20 protein-coding genes are annotated in these 19,110 nt (G+C 66.1%); 11 read left to right on the top strand and 9 right to left on the bottom strand.

The features are described from left to right. A partial coding sequence (locus LPZ50_RS09280; RefSeq protein WP_230660364.1) for a CynX/NimT family MFS transporter occupies nt 1-1,041 on the bottom strand: 1,041 nt, incomplete at its 3' end. Between the two features lie 97 nt (nt 1,042-1,138). Between LPZ50_RS09280 and LPZ50_RS09285 the strand changes: the two genes are divergently transcribed. Together LPZ50_RS09285 and LPZ50_RS09290 are read left to right on the top strand one after the other, a co-directional pair. After that, nucleotides 1,139-2,032 (top strand): LysR family transcriptional regulator, encoded by an 894-nt coding sequence (locus LPZ50_RS09285; protein ID WP_230660367.1) that lies wholly within the window; start codon nt 1,139-1,141, stop codon nt 2,030-2,032. 329 nt (nt 2,033-2,361) lie between these two features. Next, nucleotides 2,362-2,652, top strand: a complete 291-nt coding sequence (locus tag LPZ50_RS09290; protein WP_230660370.1) for a hypothetical protein — start codon at nt 2,362-2,364, stop codon at nt 2,650-2,652. A gap of 45 nt (nt 2,653-2,697) precedes the next feature. On the opposite strand, the gene LPZ50_RS09295 is transcribed toward LPZ50_RS09290, so the two are convergent. The 4 genes from LPZ50_RS09295 to LPZ50_RS09310 are packed head-to-tail and all read right to left on the bottom strand — an operon-like array spanning nt 2,698 to nt 5,855. Beyond that, nucleotides 2,698-3,663: an ABC transporter substrate-binding protein gene (locus LPZ50_RS09295; RefSeq protein ID WP_230660373.1), complete on the bottom strand. Its 966-nt coding sequence runs from the start codon at nt 3,661-3,663 to the stop codon at nt 2,698-2,700. An 8-nt stretch (nt 3,664-3,671) separates the two neighbouring features. Further along, nucleotides 3,672-4,508, bottom strand: coding sequence for an ABC transporter permease (locus LPZ50_RS09300; protein ID WP_230660376.1), 837 nt, complete (start codon nt 4,506-4,508; stop codon nt 3,672-3,674). After that, on the bottom strand, nt 4,505-5,293 hold the full coding sequence (locus LPZ50_RS09305) for an ABC transporter ATP-binding protein (RefSeq protein WP_230660379.1): 789 nt from the start codon (nt 5,291-5,293) through the stop codon (nt 4,505-4,507). Before LPZ50_RS09305 ends, LPZ50_RS09300 begins: the two co-directional genes overlap by 4 nt. 10 nt (nt 5,294-5,303) lie before the next feature. Next, nucleotides 5,304-5,855: a carboxymuconolactone decarboxylase family protein gene (locus LPZ50_RS09310; RefSeq protein WP_230660382.1), complete on the bottom strand. Its 552-nt coding sequence runs from the start codon at nt 5,853-5,855 to the stop codon at nt 5,304-5,306. Between the two features lie 222 nt (nt 5,856-6,077). Here LPZ50_RS09310 and LPZ50_RS09315 point away from each other — a divergent pair, with 222 nt between their 5' ends. The 3 genes from LPZ50_RS09315 to LPZ50_RS09325 are packed head-to-tail and all read left to right on the top strand — an operon-like array spanning nt 6,078 to nt 9,027. Next, nucleotides 6,078-7,031: a tripartite tricarboxylate transporter substrate binding protein gene (locus LPZ50_RS09315; RefSeq protein ID WP_230660385.1), complete on the top strand. Its 954-nt coding sequence runs from the start codon at nt 6,078-6,080 to the stop codon at nt 7,029-7,031. An 18-nt stretch (nt 7,032-7,049) separates the two neighbouring features. Further along, nucleotides 7,050-7,538, top strand: coding sequence for a tripartite tricarboxylate transporter TctB family protein (locus tag LPZ50_RS09320; RefSeq protein WP_230660387.1), 489 nt, complete (start codon nt 7,050-7,052; stop codon nt 7,536-7,538). A 1-nt stretch (nt 7,539) separates the two neighbouring features. Beyond that, the gene (locus tag LPZ50_RS09325; RefSeq protein ID WP_230660390.1) at nt 7,540-9,027 is read left to right on the top strand and encodes a tripartite tricarboxylate transporter permease; all 1,488 of its coding nucleotides are present in this window, start codon (nt 7,540-7,542) and stop codon (nt 9,025-9,027) included. A gap of 45 nt (nt 9,028-9,072) precedes the next feature. Here the strand turns inward: LPZ50_RS09325 and LPZ50_RS09330 are convergent, their stop codons facing one another. After that, a complete protein-coding gene (locus tag LPZ50_RS09330; RefSeq protein WP_230660393.1) occupies nt 9,073-9,675 on the bottom strand; it encodes a helix-turn-helix domain-containing protein in 603 nt (200 codons plus the stop codon). Between the two features lie 312 nt (nt 9,676-9,987). On the opposite strand from LPZ50_RS09330, the gene LPZ50_RS09335 reads away from it, so the two are divergent. From LPZ50_RS09335 to LPZ50_RS09350, 4 genes are all read left to right on the top strand, one after another. Next, the gene (locus LPZ50_RS09335) at nt 9,988-11,145 is read left to right on the top strand and encodes an ABC transporter substrate-binding protein (protein ID WP_419195584.1); all 1,158 of its coding nucleotides are present in this window, start codon (nt 9,988-9,990) and stop codon (nt 11,143-11,145) included. A gap of 21 nt (nt 11,146-11,166) precedes the next feature. Beyond that, nucleotides 11,167-11,604, top strand: coding sequence for a cupin domain-containing protein (locus LPZ50_RS09340; protein WP_230660399.1), 438 nt, complete (start codon nt 11,167-11,169; stop codon nt 11,602-11,604). 4 nt (nt 11,605-11,608) lie between these two features. After that, complete coding sequence (locus tag LPZ50_RS09345) at nt 11,609-12,748, top strand: iron-containing alcohol dehydrogenase (protein WP_230660402.1); 1,140 nt, start codon at nt 11,609-11,611, stop codon at nt 12,746-12,748. Nucleotides 12,749-12,968: 220 nt separating this feature from the next. Further along, the gene (locus LPZ50_RS09350) at nt 12,969-13,289 is read left to right on the top strand and encodes a 4a-hydroxytetrahydrobiopterin dehydratase (RefSeq protein ID WP_230660406.1); all 321 of its coding nucleotides are present in this window, start codon (nt 12,969-12,971) and stop codon (nt 13,287-13,289) included. Nucleotides 13,290-13,317: 28 nt separating this feature from the next. Here LPZ50_RS09350 and LPZ50_RS09355 read toward each other — a convergent pair whose 3' ends face one another. The 3 genes from LPZ50_RS09355 to LPZ50_RS09365 form a co-directional block, all read right to left on the bottom strand. After that, on the bottom strand, nt 13,318-14,016 hold the full coding sequence (locus LPZ50_RS09355) for a DUF6776 family protein (RefSeq protein ID WP_230660409.1): 699 nt from the start codon (nt 14,014-14,016) through the stop codon (nt 13,318-13,320). A gap of 138 nt (nt 14,017-14,154) precedes the next feature. Next, on the bottom strand, nt 14,155-14,850 hold the full coding sequence (murU, locus tag LPZ50_RS09360) for an N-acetylmuramate alpha-1-phosphate uridylyltransferase MurU (RefSeq protein ID WP_230660412.1): 696 nt from the start codon (nt 14,848-14,850) through the stop codon (nt 14,155-14,157). Next, nucleotides 14,850-15,890, bottom strand: coding sequence for an aminoglycoside phosphotransferase family protein (locus LPZ50_RS09365; protein ID WP_230660415.1), 1,041 nt, complete (start codon nt 15,888-15,890; stop codon nt 14,850-14,852). The genes murU and LPZ50_RS09365 overlap by 1 nt, the downstream gene beginning before the upstream one ends. Before the next feature lie 198 nt (nt 15,891-16,088). On the opposite strand from LPZ50_RS09365, the gene LPZ50_RS09370 reads away from it, so the two are divergent. Both LPZ50_RS09370 and LPZ50_RS09375 read left to right on the top strand, forming a co-directional pair. Next, entirely contained in the window at nt 16,089-18,449 is a 2,361-nt protein-coding gene (locus LPZ50_RS09370) for an LPS-assembly protein LptD (protein ID WP_230660418.1), read from the top strand. After that, nucleotides 18,446-19,110 (top strand): SurA N-terminal domain-containing protein (locus LPZ50_RS09375; RefSeq protein ID WP_230660421.1); only part of this gene is annotated, 665 nt, incomplete at its 3' end. The genes LPZ50_RS09370 and LPZ50_RS09375, both read left to right, overlap by 4 nt.

Genomic DNA, 19,110 nt, shown 5'->3' on the forward strand with positions numbered 1-19,110 from the left:
GCCCTGCATGATCAAGCCCAGTACCACGGGCGTCAGCGCGGCCGCGGGCGCGGCCAGCGGGGCGCCGGACAGCAGGCTGGCCGGGATCAGGCCGCCCACGGCCGAGAACAGCACGCACAACAGGAAGGTAGGGGTGTCCGGCAGCAGCGGCAGGAAGATGCCCAGGCCGGCCGCGCCCATGGCCAGGCTGGCCGAGCCCAGCAGCAGCGGCCGCCCCACGCCGCGCGACAGCAAGTATCCCGCGGCCAGGTTGCCCACGATGTTGGCCGCCGAGGCCAGGGCGCTGAGCCAGCCGGCCGTGCGGTGGCTGACTTCCATGCGTTCCATCAGCAGCACCGGCAGGAAGCTGAACAGCGCGAAGAACATCAGGCTGTAGAAGGCGAAGCCCAGTGCCAGCAGCACCGGGCCGCGCGCGCGCACGACTTGCGCGGCATCGCGCCGCATGGCGCTCCAGCGCCAGGGGCTGGCTGTGCCCGAGGGCGGCACGGCGATCAGCACGGCCAGCACGGCCACCAGCCCCAGCGCGGCACTGGCCCACCAGATGGCTCGCCAGCCTTGCAGCAGGGGGGCGGCCAGCATGGCGATGGCCATGCCGGCCGGCATGAAGCAGCTCCATAGCGCAAAGGCCGTGTCGCGGTGGCGCGGCTGCACGACGTCCTGGCGCTGCAGTACCGACGGCGCCGCCACGGTAATGAACAAGAAGCCGGCGCCTTCCAGTACCCGCGAGGCCAGCAGCCAGCCGTACGAAGGGCTGGCGGCGCCCAGCGCGGCGCCTGCCGCTAGCGCGGCCAGGCCGGCGGCCAGCACGCGGCGGCTGCCCAGGCTGCCGACCACCGCCCCTGCCGGTATGCCGCCCACCACCCCCAGTACCGCGAATATGCCCGTCAGCCAGCCCAGCGCATCCAGGTTCAGGCCCAGGTCGGACTGCAGCATGGGCCCGGCGATGGCGGCCTTGCCTACCTGCAAGGCGGCGACCACGCCGCTGGCCGCCACCACGGCGACAGTCGTCCATTGGGTACGGGAAGCATCTGGAATTGGCATGGAGCAAGCGTCAGTAAAGATATCTCTGCATACTAGCGAGCATGATCAAGCAATAGAAGTGACATAATTCAGATGGTTTTGATCAGAAAATACGATCATGCTCGATGCCTTGACGCTGGACCAGATACGCACCTTTGTGGCGGTGGCCGACCACGGCAGTTTCCGCGCGGGGGCTTCGCAGTTGCGGCGCGTGCAATCCGGGGTCAGTGCCAGCATCGCCAACCTGGAAGCGCAGTTGGGTGTTGCGCTGTTCGACCGGTCCGGCCACCGGCCGGTACTTACGCCCGAAGGGCATGCCTTGCTGGTGAATGCACGCGATATTCTGCTGCGTGTGGATGCCATGCGGGCCCGTGCGCGCGGCTTCGGGCTGGGGGTAGAGCGGGAACTGGCGCTGGTGGTGGACACGCTGTTTCCCCTGCACTTGGTGGGCCAGGCACTGCTGGAACTGCAGTCCGTTTATCCATCGGTGGCGGTGCGGCTGGATAGCGCGCCCATGGGCGGGCCGCTGCAGGCCTTGCTGGACGACCGCTGCGCACTGGCCATCATGGCGGGCGAAGCGTTCCGCGATCCGCGCATTGTGTTCGAAGCCCTGTCGGCGGTAGAGCAGGTGGCGGTGGTGGCGTCGGTACATGCGTTGGCCGGCAGTGCCGCGCCCGCCGAACTGGCCGACCATGTGCAGATCGTGCTGGCGGATCCCACCGCGCATTCCCAGGGCCGCGCGTTCGGCGTGATGTCGCCGCGCACCTATCGCGTCGGCAGCCAGGACGCCAAGCACGCGTTGATACTGGCCGGCGTGGGGTGGGGGCGCTTGCCCGCCTGGCAGGTGCGGCGCGACCTGGATGACGGCCGGCTGGTGCGGGTGCCTACCCAGGCGCTGGGCCGCAATGGCGCGGTGGCATCGGAAATCTATCTGGCGCATCGGCGCGATGCGCCACTGGGGCTTGCCGCGCAAGACCTGGCGGCGATACTCAGGCGCCTGTGCGGCCGTTGAAATCGCTTTTCGTACGCGCTGTGTGCAGAGGATGCGATTCAACGCAAATGCGATGTTTGATCTAACACTGCAACAACGGTAAAGAATTAAAGATTTCTTTGCCTGTTGCTGATCCAGCTGTTGCGCCGTTTTTTAACGGTGTTCCGCGTGCATCGAATCAGAAAAATGTCCATGAATTTGGGGCGAGGTTTACGTTGTAATCGCGGCCCTTTTCCACGAATTCACCCAACGATGCCTGTGTCAATCTTTCCGCGTGCTCGCGAACTGCTTTATCGCGACTGAGGGCACCGGATAGGCCGATGCCTTCTTGTTGCAACCAAGGAGTGGCCATGAACATCACCAAGATCATGCTTGCATTGGCAGTGGGTGTCGGCTTCATTCATACCAACACCAATGCCGCCGACCGGGGAATCATTCATTTCCGTGGGGCCATCGTGGAACCGGCGGCCTGCCAGCCGAAGGTCACGCAATTCGGGCCCAATGCCGCGCTGTCGGCGGTTTGTGTTTCCGTGCCCAAAGGCGCGCTGGCCCAGGCCAAGGTATCCGCGGTGTCCATTCACGTACGCGAATTGCCGCCCAATGGCATCCGCCGCCAGATCATTACCCTTAGCTATAGCTGAGCATCCAACGCGGGCGCGGGCGGCCGCGCTGGACGTTCATGGCCTTCAGTACGTTTTTTCCGCGGCCTGGTTCGACCAGTCCAGGTCCAGCCAGCGTGCATCCTGGGGAATCTTGTCCAGGTTGCCCAGGTCCACCTGCGTTTGCAGGGCATCGTTCAGGGCTGCCGGCGGTATGGCCACGGAATCAGCGAACACGCCGTCGCTGATCAGCCGCCTGACCGATTTGCTGACCACTTCCGGCGGCAGGCCGGGAAACAGCTTCAACCCGCTTTGCACCGCGGCCTCCGGGTCCTGGTGGATGGCCTTGAGCGCGCGGTCCAGCCCCGATACCAGCTTGTGGGAAATCTGCGCATCGATGTCCTGGCGGGTGGAAATGGCCGAGAACGTATAGGGACCGATTTCGCGCGAGAAAGCCGACACCACCTTGAAGCCCTGCGCTTCGGCCTGCGAGGCGCCCGGTTCGTACAAGACCGCGCAATCGGCCTGGCCCGCGCCCAGCGGGCCCACTTCATTGCCCATGGGCACTTCCAGCAGGTTCAGGTCGTGCTTGGGGTCCAGCCCCGCCTGGCGGGCGATTTTCAGGAAGGCCGAGGTGCTGGTGGTGGGCATGGCGCCGGTGGAAATGGTGGCGCCCTTCAGGCTGGTGAAGTCCTTGAACGGGAAGGACGGCTTGCAGGTCAGCCAGACGCCCAGGCGATTCAGGGTGCCGCCCACCACCTTCACCGGGGCGCCGCGGCCGAAGGAAATCGCCGTCCATTCCGGGCCGTGCAGAGAGAAGTCCGCGCTTTTGGAGATGACGGCCGCCAGTGCGTTGGTGGACGACGATGCCACGTCGATGCGCACGTCCAGGCCTTCGTCCTTGAAGTAGCCGTGCTCCTGCGCGAAATAAACCGGCAGGTAAAACACGGACTTGAACGCGGCCGATACGACGGCCTTGTCATTGGCGTGGGCGGCAAGGCCGAAAACGGACAGCGCCGCGGCGGCGGCCAGTCGGACATACTGGTGCTTCATGATTCGACTCAGAGTTTGAATTGGGTGGCGTAGGTTTGGTCTTTCCAGCCGAGCAGGCGCTTTTCCGCGACGTCCACGCCCGCATACAGCACAAAGCCCAATGCCATCAGGGCGAAAATGCCGACCCACACGGTGTTCAGGTCATAAAGGGATGACGCCACGAAAATGATGTGGCCCAGGCCGTATTTGGACGAGATGAATTCGCCGACGACGGTGCCGACCAGGGCGAACCCGATGTTGATGCGGAACGTGCTGATGATGTAGGGCAGCGACGCGGGCACCACCACTTTGCGGAAAACCTGGCCCTTGCTGGCGCCCAGCGAGATCATCATGCGCTGGATGTCGGGGTCGGTATCCTTGGCGGCCTGGAACGCCGCCAGCAGCGCCACGATAGAGGTCAGCGATATGGACAGCGCCACTTTCGAGATGACGCCGGTGCCAAACCACAGGATCACCAGCGGCGCGAAGGCGATTTTCGGCACGCTGTTGATGGCCACCAGAATGGGTTCGGCCACCTTGGCCGCATAGGGTGAATACCAGAGCGCCAGCCCCGGCGCCGTGCCGATCGCGGTGCCGATCACGAAACCCAGGGCCGAGGCCCACAGCGTGTAGGCGGCATGTTCGAACAACTCGCCCGACAGCACCAGCCGCCAGCCCGCCTGCAAGACGCCGGCAGGCGAACCGAACAGGAACCCGTTGATGGCGCCGGCGCGCACGCCGATTTCCCAGGCGCCGAATATCAGCACCAGAATCAGCAGCTGGGCCGCCAGCACGGGCGGACGCAGGCTGCGCGGGGGTTTTGCCACGCCGGAAGGCGGCGCGGTGCTGGACAGGGTGGAGCTCATGCGGCCTCCGCCTGCCCGGTCTGGATGTCCAGCTCCTGGCAGAGCGTATCGAAGTAGGTGGAAAAACGCGGGTCGCGGCGGGCCTCGAGCGGCGTGGGGTGATCCCCCAGTTCGACCGTGTACGCGCGCTTGACCCGGCCCGGGCGCGCGCTCAGCACGAAAATGCGTTGCGACAGCGCAATGGCCTCGTCGATGTCGTGGGTGACCAGCACCACCGTCTTGCCCTGTTTCCTGGCGATGTCGGCCAGCATGGTTTCCAGGAACAGGCGGGTCTGGTAGTCCAGCGCCGAGAAGGGTTCATCCAGCAGCAATACATCGGGGTCGGGCAACAGCGTGCGGGCCAGGGCCACGCGCTGGCGCATGCCGCCCGACAGGGCCTTGGGATAGCTGTCCTGGAATTGCAGCAACCCGAATGTATCCAGGTACTCGCGGGCGCGTTCGACTGACTCGGCACGCGGTGTGCCGCGCAGCTCCAGGCCGACAATGACGTTGTCCAGCACGGTGCGCCAGGGCATGAGCAGGTCGCGCTGCAGCATGTAGCCGACGCGGCCGCGCAGGTCGGCCACGGGCTGGCCGTCCAGCGCGATGGCGCCGGTGTCCGGCTCGAGCAATCCGGTAAGAATGTTGAACAGCGTGGATTTGCCGCAGCCGGACGGGCCGATGATGCTGACGAATTCACCGCTGGCGGCATCCAGGTTGATGTCGTCCAGAACCTGCACCGGGCCGCGGTCGCTCTGGAATCGCTTGCTGATGTGGCGGACTTGGAGTTTAGGCGGGCTGAGCATAAATGACGGCTCAGCGCGGCGGCAATTCCAGGGCCACGATATCTTCGGCGGGTACGTCGAGCGCTTCATTGAAGCGCTTGAAGAAACTGCACAAAGCGATCCGTATGGTCAGTTCCACGATGCCGGCGTCATCGTAATAGCGGCGCAGCCGCGCGAACAGTTCGTCGCCGATGCGGGCGGCGTCCAGCGTGACGGCCACGGCGTAGTCGCGCACGGCCAGGTCCTGGTCGTCCAGGCCGGGCACTTCGGGGTCGAGCAGGTGGTCGATGGCTTCCTGCGAGATGCCCTGCGAGGCCAGCTTGGGTTCATGCAGGGTGACGCAGTAATGGCAGGCATGCGCCTTGGACGCCGCCAGCAGCGCGATTTCCAGGTGGCGCGGCGCGATCAGGGCGTCCTGCCTGGATTCCACCAGGTACGAGAACAGGTGCTTCAAGGCCGGCGGACGCGGCAGGAAGGCGCCCAGCATGTTGCTGTAGGGCCCGTAGTCTTGCAGCAGCTGGTTGTAAAGGGAAACCGTGGCGGGATCGAGTGTGCTCGGATCCTGGGGGGAAATACGTGGCACGACGTGGAAGCAGCTGAAAAGAGAATAAGCGGCCGATGCTACGTTCCCGGGCCGCAAAAGGGAAATACAAACCGGCCATATCTATATGCGTACGGGGCGCCCGGCTCCGGGGCACATGGCGGGAAGCCGAAAAATTGTCTAGTATCGAAGCCTGCTGGAGCACACACCAAATACATAGCAACGGCCGGCGCCACGACAGGGCCGCGCCCCTAGGAGACATCCATGCAACGCATCAAACAGGTTCTTGCTGTATTGGCCGTGGCCGCCTTGCCGCTGGCCGCCGGTGCCGCGCCGGCCAAGGTCATGGCCCCTGGCGGGCCGGGCGGGGGCTACGACGCCGCGGCGCGCGTGCCGATGCAGGTCATGCAAGAGGCGGGCATCTTCACCGAAGGCTTCCAGGTCACCAACAAGGGCGGCGCGGGCGGCACCATCGGCCTGGCCGAGTTCATCAACACCAGCAAGAACGACGACAACGCCATCATGTCGATGGGTGCCATCCTGGTGGGCGGCATCATCCTGAACAAGTCGCCGGTCACGCTGGATACCATCACGCCGCTGGTGCGCCTGACCGATGACGCCGACGTGCTGGCGGTGCCGGTGGATTCGCCCATCAAGACGGTGGCCGACGTCATCGAGGCCTTGCGCAAGAATCCGGGCGCGCTGGCCATCGGCGGCGGTTCGGTGGGCGGGGTCGATCACGTGGCGGCCGGGCTGATCGCCCAGTCGGCCGGCGTGTCGCCTGGCAAGCTGAACTACATTCCGTACCCCAGCGGGGCGGAACTGGTGCCCCTGCTGGTCAGCGGCCAACTGAAGCTGGCGCTGTCGGGCCTGTCGGAATTCAAGCCGTATGCCGACCAGAAGCGGCTGCGCATCATCGCGGTTACCTCGGCCGAGCGCCTGCCGGGGCTGGACGCGCCCACCTTGAAAGAATCTGGCGTGGACGTGGTCATCGGCAACTGGCGCGGCATTATCGGCGCGCCGGGCATGAGCAAGGAAGGCCGGGCCATGTGGCTGGACCGCTTCCAGAAAATGCATGCGTCGCCGCAATGGAAGAAAACCCTGGCCGACCACGGCTGGTCGGACGCTTACCTGGCCGGCGATGATTTCGCGAAATTCCTGGACGAAGAAAAAGTCCGCCAGGCGCAAGTGCTGAAAGACCTGGGCCTGGTCAAGTAAGCCGCCGGAGACAGCTCCATGTCAGCAACACCGCAGCGCCGCCGTCCGTGGTGGCTGGGCCTGCTCGTGATCGCGCTAGGGGCGGTCTGGCTGCAGCAGGGATACGCATTGCCCAAGATGGGCGGGTACGCCGGCGTGGGGCCGGGCGATTTCGTGATGCTGGTCGGACTGGCCCTGATCGTCTTGGGCCTGGCCCTGGTCGCGCAGATCGCGCGCGGCGATACGTTCGTGCCGCAGGAAGCCGAAAGCGCCGAAGCGGATGCGCCGCCGTCGCGCAAGGCGTTCGCCTTTGCGGCCGCGGGCGCCGCCATCCCCCTGCTGACCATGAAACCGCTGGGTTTCCCGTTGACGGCCATGCTGGCGTTTGCGCTGGTGACGCATGCCTTCGGCTCGCGACGCGTGTTGCTGGACTGCGCCATCGGGTTGGCGCTGGGCCTGATCTGCTGGGGCGGTTTTTCCAAACTGGGCGTGACGCTGGGTGGCGTGCTGCCGTTGGCGGGGTGGTGACATGGATGCCTTTCATTCCCTGATGGCGGGCTTTGCCGTGGCGCTGCAGCCCGAGCACCTGATGTGGGCATTCCTGGGATCCATCCTGGGCACGGCCATCGGCGTGCTGCCCGGCATCGGGCCGGCGCTGACCATCGCGCTGCTGCTGCCCGTGACGGTGAAGGTGGCGCCCACCGCGGCGTTCATCATGTTCGCCGGCGTGTTGTACGGCGCCATGTACGGCGGTTCCACCACTTCCATCCTGCTGAATACCCCGGGCGAAAGCGGGTCGATGATGACGGCGCTGGAAGGCAACAAAATGGCGCGCGCCGGGCGCGGGGCCGCCGCGCTGGCCACGGCCGCCATCGGTTCCTTCGTGGCGGGCACGCTGGCCACGCTGGCGCTGACCTTCCTGGCGCCCGCCATTGCCGAACTGGCGTTCATCTTCGGGCCGGCGGATTACTTCGCGTTGATGCTGCTGGCGTTTACTTCGGTGTCGGTGGTGCTGGGCACCTCGCGCGTGCGCGGCTTCATCGCGCTGTTCCTGGGCCTGGCCATGGGCGTGGTGGGCATCGACGGCCCGTCGGGCCAGGCGCGGCTGGCGTTCGGGTCGCCCGACCTGCTCGACGGCATCGACATTACCGTGGTGCTGGTGTCCCTGTTCGCCATCGGCGAGATCCTGTACGTGGCCAGCCGCTATCGCAGCGCGCCGCCCGCCATCAACCCGCTGTCGGGCGGACGCTGGATGACGCGGCAGGATTGGCGGCGTTCATGGAAGCCCTGGCTGCGCGGTACCGCGCTGGGTTTTCCCATCGGCGCATTGCCGGCGGGCGGGTCCGAAGTACCCACCTTCCTGTCGTATACGCTGGAACGCCGGCTCAGCCGCCACAAAGAGGAATTCGGGCATGGCGCCATCGAAGGGGTGGCGGGCCCCGAGGCCGCGAACAATTCGGCGGCCGCCGGTATCCTGGTGCCCCTGTTGACGCTGGGTCTGCCCACGTCCGCCACGGCCGCCGTGCTGCTGGCGGCGTTCCAGAGCTACGGCCTGCAGCCGGGGCCGTTCCTGTTCGTGAACAGCGCGGATCTGGTGTGGGGCCTGATCGCCTCGCTGTATGTGGGCAACCTGATGCTGCTGGTGTTGAACCTGCCGCTGGTGGGGCTGTGGGTGCGCTTGCTGCTGATACCGCGGCCGTATCTGTATGCGGGCATCCTGGTGTTCGCCATGGTGGGCATCTGGGGCGTCAGCACCTCGTGGATGGACCTGCTGCTGATGTTCGTGATCGGCCTGGCGGGCTACGTGATGCGGGTGTATGACTTTCCCATTGCGCCGGTGCTGATCGGCCTGATCCTGGGGCCGATGGCGGAAACGCAGTTGCGCCGCGCGCTGTCCATCGGCGAAGGCAACCCGATGGTGCTGGTGTCCACGCCGCTGTCCGTGACGCTGGTCGTGCTGGCGCTGGCGGTGCTGTTCCTGCCGGGCCTGCTGAGAAAGCTGCGGGCCGGCGCCTAGCCAGTACGATCATGCGCGTGCCCGGCCTTGCCGGGCGGCGCGTATTCAGGTGCGCTTGGAATGCGCGGGCGTCACCACCATGAGCAGGCGGGCCGGCGTCTTGCCCACGTTGCGGCCCATGTGGGGCTTGCTGCAATTGAAATGCACGCAGTCGCCGGCTTTCATGACGAACGCATCGTCGGCGATCTGGAATTCGATCGTGCCTTCCAGCAGGTAAAGCACTTCCTCTCCTTCGTGTGTCAGCAGCTTGGGCTTCATTTTTCCGTCGGGCGGAAAGCTGAGCTCGAACGCGCTCATTTGCTGGTCGGGCAAGTCGCCGCTGGAAAGGCGGTAGGTGTAGCCATGCGCGGCCAGGGCAGGGGTGCCGGCCCGTTCATTGGCGCGATACAGCACGTAGTCGGGGCTGGCCGCCTCGGGTTCTTCGAAGAAATCGCGCAGCGGAATGTCCAGGTGGGTCGCGATGGCGATCAGGTTCGAGATGGACGCGCTGGCCTCGCCGCGTTCCAGCCGTGACAAAAAACCCGCGGACAGGCCGGTTTCCTGGCTGAGCCCTTCCAATGTGATGCGGTGTGCCTGCCGAGCCTTGCGGATACGCGCGCCCAACTGGCGCGCCACGAACTCGATGCGCTCGTTGACTTTGTTATTCATGGGTCCTGGGGTTCATGAAGGCCCGGCGTGCGGATATCCGGCTGCCTATTGTAGTGGCGCATTTTCCAAAACAGGAGCGCAGGCGCCCAGGCAAAAACAGCCATTGCGTGCGGACGCAAACTGGATATAATTTGCCTTAGGTGCAAAAATATTTGCACCATACGCAAATATGACGCCGGCTGGAACAGGCCGGCGCGGGAGAGAGACATCATGAAAAACCACCTTAGCACGCTTGGGCGCGCGGGGCAGGCGTGCCGGAGCAGGCTGGGCCGCCTGTTGCTGGCGATACTGGCCGCCCCCGTCTCGGTCATCATGGCGCCGGCCAATGCGTCGGGCATTTCCGGCGACGTTGTCAAGATCGGCATCCTGAATGACCAATCCGGCACGTACGCCGATCTTGCCGGCCCCGGCTCGGTAGAGGCCGCGAAGATGGCCATCGAGGAAATGGGCGGCACGGTTGCCGGCAAGAAAATCGAACTGGTGGCGGGCAATCACCAGAACCGGGCCGATATCGGAGCCGGTATCGCCCGGGCCTGGTTCGATCGCGATGGCGTCGATGTCATCGCGGACTTCTCCAATTCGTCGGTGGGCTTTGCCGTGCAGGCCCTGGCCGGCGAGCGCGGCAAGGTGACCTTGATCGCGGCGGCATCGCCGGGCTTCACCGGCAAGGCCTGCACCGCCACCTCGGCGCAGTGGGTCTATAACAGCCACACCAATGGCTACGGCCTGGCCAAAGTCCTGACCGGGCAGGGCTACAAGAGCTGGTTCCTGCTGACGGTGGACTATGCGTTCGGCCATGCCTTCGCGTCGGATATCCGGCGGGCGGTGGAGGATGGCGGGGGCAAGGTCGCCGGCGAAGTGCGGCATCCGTTGAATACCGCCGACATGAGTTCCTTCCTGGTGCAGGCACAGGCTTCCAAGGCGTCGATCATTGCCCTGGCCAGCGCCGGCAGCGATATGACGACCGCCATCAAGCAGGCCGGAGAGTTCGGCGTGACACCCGGCCAGGCCTTGGCGGCGCCCGCGGTGTTCCTGACCGATATCCATGGCATGGGCCTGCAGACCGCCCAGGGCCTGCAGTTTGTCACGGCCTTCTATTGGAACCGCACGCCCGAGACGCGTGCCTGGTCGCAGAAATTTTTCGCGCGCCATGGGGCGATGCCAACCATGACGCAAGCGGGCGTGTATTCGGCCGTGCTGCATTACCTGCGCGCCGTGGAAGCGGCAGGCACGGACGAGGGCAAGGCCGTGATGGCCAAGATGCGGGAAATGCCGGTGCGCGACATCTTTGCTGCCAATGGCCAATTGCGGCCGGATGGCCAGATGGTGCACGACATGTACCTGGTCAGGGTCAAGACGCCCCAGGCATCGAAAGAACCCTGGGATTACTACGACATTCTCCAGGCCATTCCCGGCGAGCAGATTTTCAAGCCGCTGTCGGACAGCGAGTGCCCCCTGGTCAAACACTGATGCCAACCTGAGGAGATAGCCATGAGCGCAACCCAAGACGCCAGGAAAGATCCGCCCCCGCGTATCCGCCACATCGATGAGATGGAGTGGGAAACCATTCGCTGGCCCGGCGAAACCGGCAAGATGCTGTTCCACCCGACACCCGAGGAGCCCACCGTGCCCAACGCGGGCCTGCTGCGGCTGGACCCGGGTTCTTATCACCCTTGGCATCGCCATGATTTCGCCCAGGTCTGGTACATCCTGGAAGGCGAATTCACGATCGGAGGCCAGCGTTGCGGCCCGGGCACCATGCTGTGCCATGGCGACCCCCATGCCGAAGAGGAATTGCGCACCGAGACGGGCGGCTTGATCGTCATCGTGCAGTATCCCGGCCCCACCACTGGGGGGCGTCCGATCTACGACAAGCGGTTCAACATGAGCCAGCGCATCGATGTGGCGCGCGAGCGCACGGACGTGTGATGCCATGGCGCTGATCAATTACCTGACGCAAGTCCAGTTCGGCTATGGCGCCCTGGAGACGCTTGCCCAAGAGTGCCAGCGGCTGGGTATCCGGGCGCCGCTGGTCGTGACCGATGCCGGTGTCAGGGGCGCGGGCCTGGTCGACCGCGTGCTGCGGCACCTGGACGGCATGGCGGGCGTGGCCGTCTACGATGCCACGCCCGCCAACCCCAACGAAGCGGCGCTGCGGGACGCGACGGCCCGTTATCGCGAGGGGCGGCACGATGGCGTGATCGCGGTGGGCGGGGGCTCGGCCATTGACCTCGCCAAGGGTGTAACCCTGTGCGGCACGCACGATGGTCCGCTGAAACAGTACGCGGCCATCGAGGGCGGGGCGGCGCGCATCACGGCGCGGGTCGCCCCGCTGATCGCCATTCCCACCACGGCGGGTACCGGCAGCGAGGTGGGGCGGGGCGCGATCCTGATACTGGACGATGGGCGCAAGGTGGGCGTGCTTTCGCCGCATCTGATTCCCAAGGCGGCCATCTGCGATCCGGACCTGACCCTGGGCCTGCCCGCCGGCATGACGGCCGCCACGGGCATGGATGCCATCGCGCACTGCATCGAGACCTTCCTGTCGCCAGCGTTCAACCCGCCGGCCGACGGTATTGCGCTGGATGGCCTGCGGCGCGGCTGGGCCTGCATCGAGCGTGCCGTTGCCGACCCTGGCGACCGCGCCGCCCGCCTGAACATGATGAGCGCCTCTATGCAGGGCGCGCTGGCTTTCCAGAAAGGCCTGGGCTGCGTGCACAGCCTGAGCCATGCGCTGGGCGGAATCGATCCGCGCCTGCATCATGGCACGCTGAACGCTGTTTTTCTGCCAGCCGTGGTTGCGTTCAATAGCGTTGCCGATTCGGTGCAGGCCGACGGCAAGTTAGAGCGCCTGGCACAGGCCATGAACTTGGCCGGTGCCAGGGAAGTGGTGCCGGCGCTCGAGGCCATGCGCGCGCGCCTGGGCCTGCCGGGCGGCCTGGGTCAGTTGGGCGTGGGCGAGAACCTTTTCCCCCGGATCGTCGCGGGCGCCCTGGCCGACCACAGCCACAAGAGCAATCCGCGCGAGGCTTCGGCGCAAGACTACGAGGACCTGCTGCGCGCCTCGATGTAGACGCGTCGCGGGGCGCGGCTGGGTGTCTGGCTCCCGTCAGGGTGCCAGACACCGTCTAACTGAGGCCGTCGTGGCACACAACGGTGTCAGGCAGCCTGGCGGGAGCCTGACACCTGCTCGCTGGGGTGGCGCCATCCGGTACAAAAAGTTGCCGCGCCGCGGCCTGTGCTTGCTAGCATGACTGGATTCCACCTGGTGCGGGTTTTTCAGGAGACCGATCATGAGCGAGCCTTCTTCGCAGCGCCTGGGCGCGCAGGCCGTGTTGCCCAGCCTGGCCGGCTGGCAGCCGCACGCCGGGCGCGATGCCATCCAGAAGACCTTCGAGTTCAAGGATTTCAACGCCGCCTTCGCTTTCATGGCGCGGGTGGCCATGTATGCCGAAAAGCTGGACCATCATCCGGAATGGTTCAACGTGTACAACCGTGTCGATGTGGTGCTGGCCACGCATTCGGCCGGCGGCGTCACCGAGCTGGACGTGCGCATGGCGCGTTTCATGAATGACGCGGCCGCGCCCGGGGGCGCGGCCGACAAAGCCGGCTAGGGGCCGGCCAGCGCTCGCAGGGGTTGCGCTAGCCGCGCACGTAGTAGATGCGCATGGCCTGCTGGCGTTCGGAAGGATCCAACACCTGGATGCGCACCGAGCGCGGCGTGAAGCCTTCGGGCATCTCGGCCGTGCCCTGGGCAACTTGGTAGCGGCCCAGGCTGACGTCGATGGGGTCGAGTTCGATAGTGCCCGAGCGCCCGTTGCGATATACGCCTTGTACCGCCAGGTGCAGGGTGCCCTTGAAGGCGGGGCCTTCGGTGCTGTCGCGCATCAGCAGGACTTGGTAATCGAGCTTGCCCGGGTCGCGGGTGAACGAGCCCGAACGCACGCCGATGTCGGTGCCGCGCGGATCCGGGGGAATCGCGTTCTGGAAGATCAGGAATTCCTGGTTCAGTTCCTGGATGCGGGTGCGGGCCTGGGCTAGTTCAGTGGTGGCTTGTTCGCGGGTGGCCTGGTTGGCGTCGCGCTGGGTGGTGGCTTCGTCCAGCTGCGTGCGCAGGCGCTGGCGGTCCAGGTTGGCCGCGTTCAGCTCGGACTGCAGTTGTTCGGACTGCTCGGCCGTCAGGCGCGGCGGCCCATAGTTGGCCTGCAGGAACAGGACGCCGCCCGCTCCCAGGCCTATGCCCACCAGCAGCAACACCAGCCAGCGCGGCATGCGGCGCGTGCGCTTGCCCGGTTGATACACCGACGGTTTGAAAACGGCTCGTTGCGAGCGTCCGAACATCCCCATGCGTGGAACCCTGTAAATACGTGTTTCACTGCTTTTCAGGCAGCCAAACCCTGAAGGATAACGTGTGGCCGTACAGACAGGTTACTTCAGACAAGTCTGGTTGCTTACGTACGGCCTTGGAAACACCTGGTTTTACTGCAACGGCCCGTCGGCCAGGCGGGCGTCCAGCGCGGCCAGGCGCTGTGGCGTGCCTACGTCTGTCCAGGCGCCTTGATGGTGGGCGCCCAGCACCTTGCCGCCGGCCATGGCCTGCCGCAGCAGCGGGGCCAGCGGTGCCGGCGTGCCGGCAGCCAGGCCGGCGAACAGGCTGGGCCGGTACAGGCCGATGCCGGCGAACGTCAAGCGCGGCGCGCCTTCCGGGCTGACGCGCTGGTCGGCCGACAAGGCGAAATCGCCGGCCGGATGATGTTCCGGATTGTTCACCAGCAACAGCCAGGCGTCCGCCTGCGCGCTGTCCAGTGCACCGGCCAGCCCGTTGGCCTGGGCCGGGTTCCAGTCGCACCAGATATCGCCGTTGATGACCAGGAATGGCCGCGGGCCCAGCAGGGGCAGGGCCTGGGCAATGCCGCCGGCGGTTTCCAGGGCGGTGGGTTCGGGGGAATAGGCAATGCGCAGGCCGTAGCGCGCGCCATTGCCCAGGGCCGCGGGCAATTGCTCGCCCAGCCAGGCGTGGTTGATCACGACGTCGCGGATGCCGGCCGCCGCCAGGCGTTCCAGGTGCCAGGCGATCAGCGGCTTGCCGCCCGCCGGCAGCAGGGGCTTGGGGGTGTGGTCGGTAAGGGGCCGCATGCGCTCGCCGCGCCCGGCGGCCAGGATCATGGCGCGCATCAGAACGTGTACCCCACCTGCGCCTCGCGGTTGTCCAGTTTGTCCAGCAGGCGCAGCAGCGGCGTGAAGACGCCGTAGCGCTGGGCCACCTGGCGCACATAACCATTCACGCGCGGCAGGTGCGCCAGGTAGGCGGGTTTGCCGTCGCGATGGTTCAGGCGCGCGAATACGCCCAGGATGCGCAGGTTGCGCTGCAGGCTCATCCATTCGTAGGCCTGGTGGAACACCGCGAAGTCGCTGTCCACCGGCAAGCCCGCCTCGCGCGCCAGTTGCCAGTAGCGCACCGCCCAGTCCAGTTGCTGGGTTTCTTCCCAGGTGGTGCGGGCATCGGTAACCAGCGAGGCCAGGTCATAAGTAATGGGGCCGGCCAGCGCGTCCTGGAAATCCAGCACGCCCGGATTGGGCCCGTAGGCCGGGTTGTCGCAGACCATCAGGTTGGGCGAATGGAAGTCGCGGTGCACCAGCACCGTGCGCTGCGCCGCGTTGGCCTGGGTGAGCAGGCCAAAAATATGCTGCAGCGCGGCCGCGGTCTTGTCGTCCAGTTGCAAGCCGTGGTGCCGCGCCACGTACCATTCGGGAAACAGTTCCAGTTCGGCCGCCAGGCGCGGACTATCGTAGGCGGGCAGGCCGTCGGTGCGCGCCTGCTGCATGCGCACCAGCGCCGCCAGGGCGTCGCGGTACAGCGACTGCAGCTGGGCATCGGGCAGGCCGTCCTGGATGCGCTGGTAATACGTGTCGTGCCCCAGGTCGGACAGCAGCAGCAGGCCCTGCGGGGCGTCTTGCGCCAGGATGCGCGGCACGTTCAGCCCGACCTCGCGCAGCAGGTCGCCCACTTGCAGGAACGGGCCCACGTCTTCGTGCGGCGGCGGGGCGTCCATGACAATGGCGGTGCCGATGCCGCATTGCAGGCGGAAGTAGCGGCGGAAACTGGCATCGCTGGATGCCGGCCGCAGGGTGTCGGGCGCCAGTTCCAGGGCGGCGGGCAGGGTGCGCAGCCAGGCATGAACCTGGGCCAGGCGTGGGTCGTGGTCGGTGCTCAAGAGGGCCGTCTCGAAAGTACAGTAGGGTTTGGTTGCCAGCCGCGCGCCGCCAATCGGGGGGATGGCGCGCGGCTTCTCTATAATACCGGGTCGCTCCCGCTGGCACGTGCCGTTTCCGTGCCTGGTCCGGGCCATCGCCGCCGCCAGGCGCCTGGGTGCCGGGGCGGGGGTTCATTGTCGATAAGGTTTGCATTCAGGGTGCGTATGGTCCGGTGGTTGATTCTCTCTGCTGTCAGCTTGGCCGGGGCCGTCCATGCCCAGGGCAGCCAGGGAACCGTCCCGCCCGCCGCTACCGCCGACACGCCCGGCTTGCGCGTATCCCCCCAGTTGCGTTCGTCTCCCGGTTTGCGCATGCATCGCATGGAAGACGACAACATTCCCGCTTTCATGGAAGCGGACCACATGAAAGGCGACCCGGACGCCAACGTCACCCTGACGGGCACGTCCCAGGTGCGGCGCATCGATGGCGTGGTCAAGGGCGACCGCATCGACTACCGCAGCGATACCGGCGCGGTCGATATCCAGGGCAGCGCCCGCCTGATGCGCGACGGCACCCTGGTAACCGGCCCTTCGGCGAAATTCAATATCGACACCGACAGCGGCGAGATCGAGTCGCCCAATTTCTGGATCGGCGCCAGCGGCGGCTTTGCCCGCGCAGAAAAGGCCGAGATCTTCAGCCGCTCGCAAATGAGGCTGACCACGGTGGAGTACAGCGGCTGCCCGTGCCCGGAACCCTCGTGGTACATCAGCGCGGACAGCGTCGACCTGGATTTCGATGAAAACGAGGGCGTGGCCCGCAATGGCGTGCTGTTTTTCAAGGGCGTGCCGCTGCTGGCTTCGCCCTACCTGACGTTCCCGGTCAAGAAAGAGCGCAAGTCCGGTTTCCTGGTGCCCACGTATGGCGTCACCAGCAACAGCGGCCTGGACTTGTCGGTGCCGTACTACTTCAACCTGGCGCCCAACTATGACCTGACCCTGGTGCCGCGCTACCTGAGCAAGCGCGGCCCGCAGCTGGGGGCCGAATTCCGTTACCTGGGGCAGTCGTACACCGGCAATATGGTGGGCACGTACTTGCCCAGCGACAGCGAAAGCGGCGATTCGCGCTGGATGTTCCGCTCGCGGCACCAGCAGCTGCTGGGCAACGGCTTCTACGCCGACTGGGACTACGCCAAGGTTTCCGACGACGATTACTTCCGCGATTTTTCCACCCTGGGCCTGAACGAGGCGTCCACCACCTATTTGCCGCAGCGCGGCCGGGTAGGCTGGAGCGACCGCTATTGGCAGTCGTACGCGCAGGTGTACAAGTACCAGACGCTGCAGGATCCCGACGCGCCGTTGGCACCGCCCTACGACAAGGTGCCGGAACTTTATCTGAAGGGGTCGCGCTATGACGTGGGCGGCTTCGACGTGGAATGGACCAGCACCGCGGTGCGCTTCGAGCAGCCGCTGCTGGACGGCGTGCGGCTGGGGCCCGACGGCGACCGCCTGCAAACCTACCTGACGGCCTCGCACCCCATCGTGCGGCCGGGCTGGTTCCTGATACCCAAGGTGGGCGTCAATTTCGCCCAGTACGACACCGACTGGTACAGCCTGTCCGACCGCGACCGCTCGATTTCGCGCACGGTGCCCATCATGTCGCTGGACGCCGGCATGGTATTCGAGCGCGACACCACCTTGTTCGGCAACGACTCCATCCAGACGCTGGAGCCCCGCCTGTACTACCTGCGCGTGCCGTACCGCGACCAGTCCAACCTGCCCGTTTACGACACCACGCTGGCGAATTTCAGTTTCGAGCAGGCGTTCGAAGAAAACATCTACACCGGCGGCTGGGACCGCATCGCCAACGCCAACCAGTTGACGGCCGCGCTGACCACGCGCTGGCTCGATGCCGACACCGGTTTCGAGCGCCTGTCGCTGTCGGCCGCGCAGCGCCTGTATTTCGAAGACCAGCGCGTCACGCTGCCGGGCGAAACGCCGCGCGACAATGTGCGGTCCGATTTCCTGGTGGCCGCCAGCGCCGCGCTGACCGACACGCTCAGCACCGAGGTGGCGGCCCAGTTCGACCCTTATCGCAATAACTGGTCGCGCGGCCTGGTCAGCGCGCGCTGGCGGCCGCAGCGCCTGACGTCCGTGGCGCTGTCGTACCGCTACCAGCGCGACCCCTTGCCCGGGGTGGCCTACCAGCCGCGCGGGCAGGACCAGATCAGCCTGGCATTCCAGTGGCCGTTCTCTGAACGCTGGTACGGCGTGGGACGTATCGACTATTCCATGCGCACCGAAGCCGCCACCGCCACCGCGGCCCGGGAATCGCCTCGCGTCACCCAGGCCATTGCCGGCCTGGAGTACAAAGGGGATTGCTGCTGGACGGGCCGCGTGGTGTTCCAGCGCTATGCCGTGTCGGCGTCCGACGCCAATACGGCCTTGTTCTTCCAGCTTGAGCTGACCGGCCTGGGTTCGCTGGGTACCGATCCCATGAGCCTGCTCAACCAGAGCATTCCAGGGTATCAGCCCGTGACGCCACCGACGTCGCCGGGCACGACATTTGAAAGGTATGAATGATGCGTAGCTTGCACATCTTGCGCCGGCTGCCCGGCAATTTGCTGGTTCTGGCCGCGTGCGCCGGCGTGCCCGCCGTGTATGCCCAGCAGCCGGCCCGCCCCGGCGCCGCGCCTGCGCCCGCCGCGGCGCCCCAGCCCGAGCAGTTTGTGGATGGCATTGCGGCGGTGGTCAACAAAGACGTGATTACGCTGCGCGAAGTGGACAGTGCCTCGGTGCGCGCCACGCAAGACCTGAAACAGCGCGGCATCCAGGTGCCGCCGCCGGAAATCCTGCGCCGGCAGGTGCTGCAAAGCCTGATCATGGACCGCCTGCAAACCCAGGAAGCCGACCGCATGGGCATTCGCGTCAACGATGCCCAGATCGACCAGGCCATCCAGACCATCGCCGAACGCAATCGCCTGCCGGTGGCGCAGATGCGCGCCGAAGTCGAGAAAAGCGGCGTTTCGTGGACGCAATACCGCGAATCGCTCAGCCACGATATCCGCATGAACCGCCTGCGCCAGCGCGCGGTGGATGCCAACATCATCATCACCGACGCCGAGGTCGACGCGTTCCTGAAAGACCGCGAGCGCAACCCCGCGTTCGGCGCCCAGGCGAATGCCCCCGCGCCCGGGCAGCAGCAGCCACCCCGCCAGCCGGCCCAGCCGGCGCAGTCCGGCCC

Origin of the sequence: Bordetella petrii (assembly GCF_020991325.1) — a bacterium.
GTDB lineage: Bacteria > Pseudomonadota > Gammaproteobacteria > Burkholderiales > Burkholderiaceae_B > Bordetella_A > Bordetella_A petrii_E.

Bases quoted from the DNA above. Each gene is read 5' to 3' on its own strand.
- murU (WP_230660412.1), bottom strand. From the start codon at position 14,850: ATGCGCGCCATGATCCTGGCCGCCGGGCGCGGCGAGCGCATGCGGCCC.
- LPZ50_RS09305 (WP_230660379.1), bottom strand. From the start codon at position 5,293: ATGCTCAGCCCGCCTAAACTCCAAGTCCGCCACATCAGCAAGCGATTC.
- LPZ50_RS09335 (WP_419195584.1), top strand. From the start codon at position 9,988: ATGGCGCCGGCCAATGCGTCGGGCATTTCCGGCGACGTTGTCAAGATC.
- LPZ50_RS09295 (WP_230660373.1), bottom strand. From the start codon at position 3,663: ATGAAGCACCAGTATGTCCGACTGGCCGCCGCCGCGGCGCTGTCCGTT.
- LPZ50_RS09300 (WP_230660376.1), bottom strand. From the start codon at position 4,508: ATGAGCTCCACCCTGTCCAGCACCGCGCCGCCTTCCGGCGTGGCAAAA.
- LPZ50_RS09330 (WP_230660393.1), bottom strand. From the start codon at position 9,675: ATGAATAACAAAGTCAACGAGCGCATCGAGTTCGTGGCGCGCCAGTTG.
- LPZ50_RS09355 (WP_230660409.1), bottom strand. From the start codon at position 14,016: ATGTTCGGACGCTCGCAACGAGCCGTTTTCAAACCGTCGGTGTATCAA.
- LPZ50_RS09285 (WP_230660367.1), top strand. From the start codon at position 1,139: ATGCTCGATGCCTTGACGCTGGACCAGATACGCACCTTTGTGGCGGTG.
- LPZ50_RS09350 (WP_230660406.1), top strand. From the start codon at position 12,969: ATGAGCGAGCCTTCTTCGCAGCGCCTGGGCGCGCAGGCCGTGTTGCCC.
- LPZ50_RS09325 (WP_230660390.1), top strand. From the start codon at position 7,540: ATGGATGCCTTTCATTCCCTGATGGCGGGCTTTGCCGTGGCGCTGCAG.
- LPZ50_RS09345 (WP_230660402.1), top strand. From the start codon at position 11,609: ATGGCGCTGATCAATTACCTGACGCAAGTCCAGTTCGGCTATGGCGCC.
- LPZ50_RS09290 (WP_230660370.1), top strand. From the start codon at position 2,362: ATGAACATCACCAAGATCATGCTTGCATTGGCAGTGGGTGTCGGCTTC.
- LPZ50_RS09315 (WP_230660385.1), top strand. From the start codon at position 6,078: ATGCAACGCATCAAACAGGTTCTTGCTGTATTGGCCGTGGCCGCCTTG.
- LPZ50_RS09320 (WP_230660387.1), top strand. From the start codon at position 7,050: ATGTCAGCAACACCGCAGCGCCGCCGTCCGTGGTGGCTGGGCCTGCTC.
- LPZ50_RS09340 (WP_230660399.1), top strand. From the start codon at position 11,167: ATGAGCGCAACCCAAGACGCCAGGAAAGATCCGCCCCCGCGTATCCGC.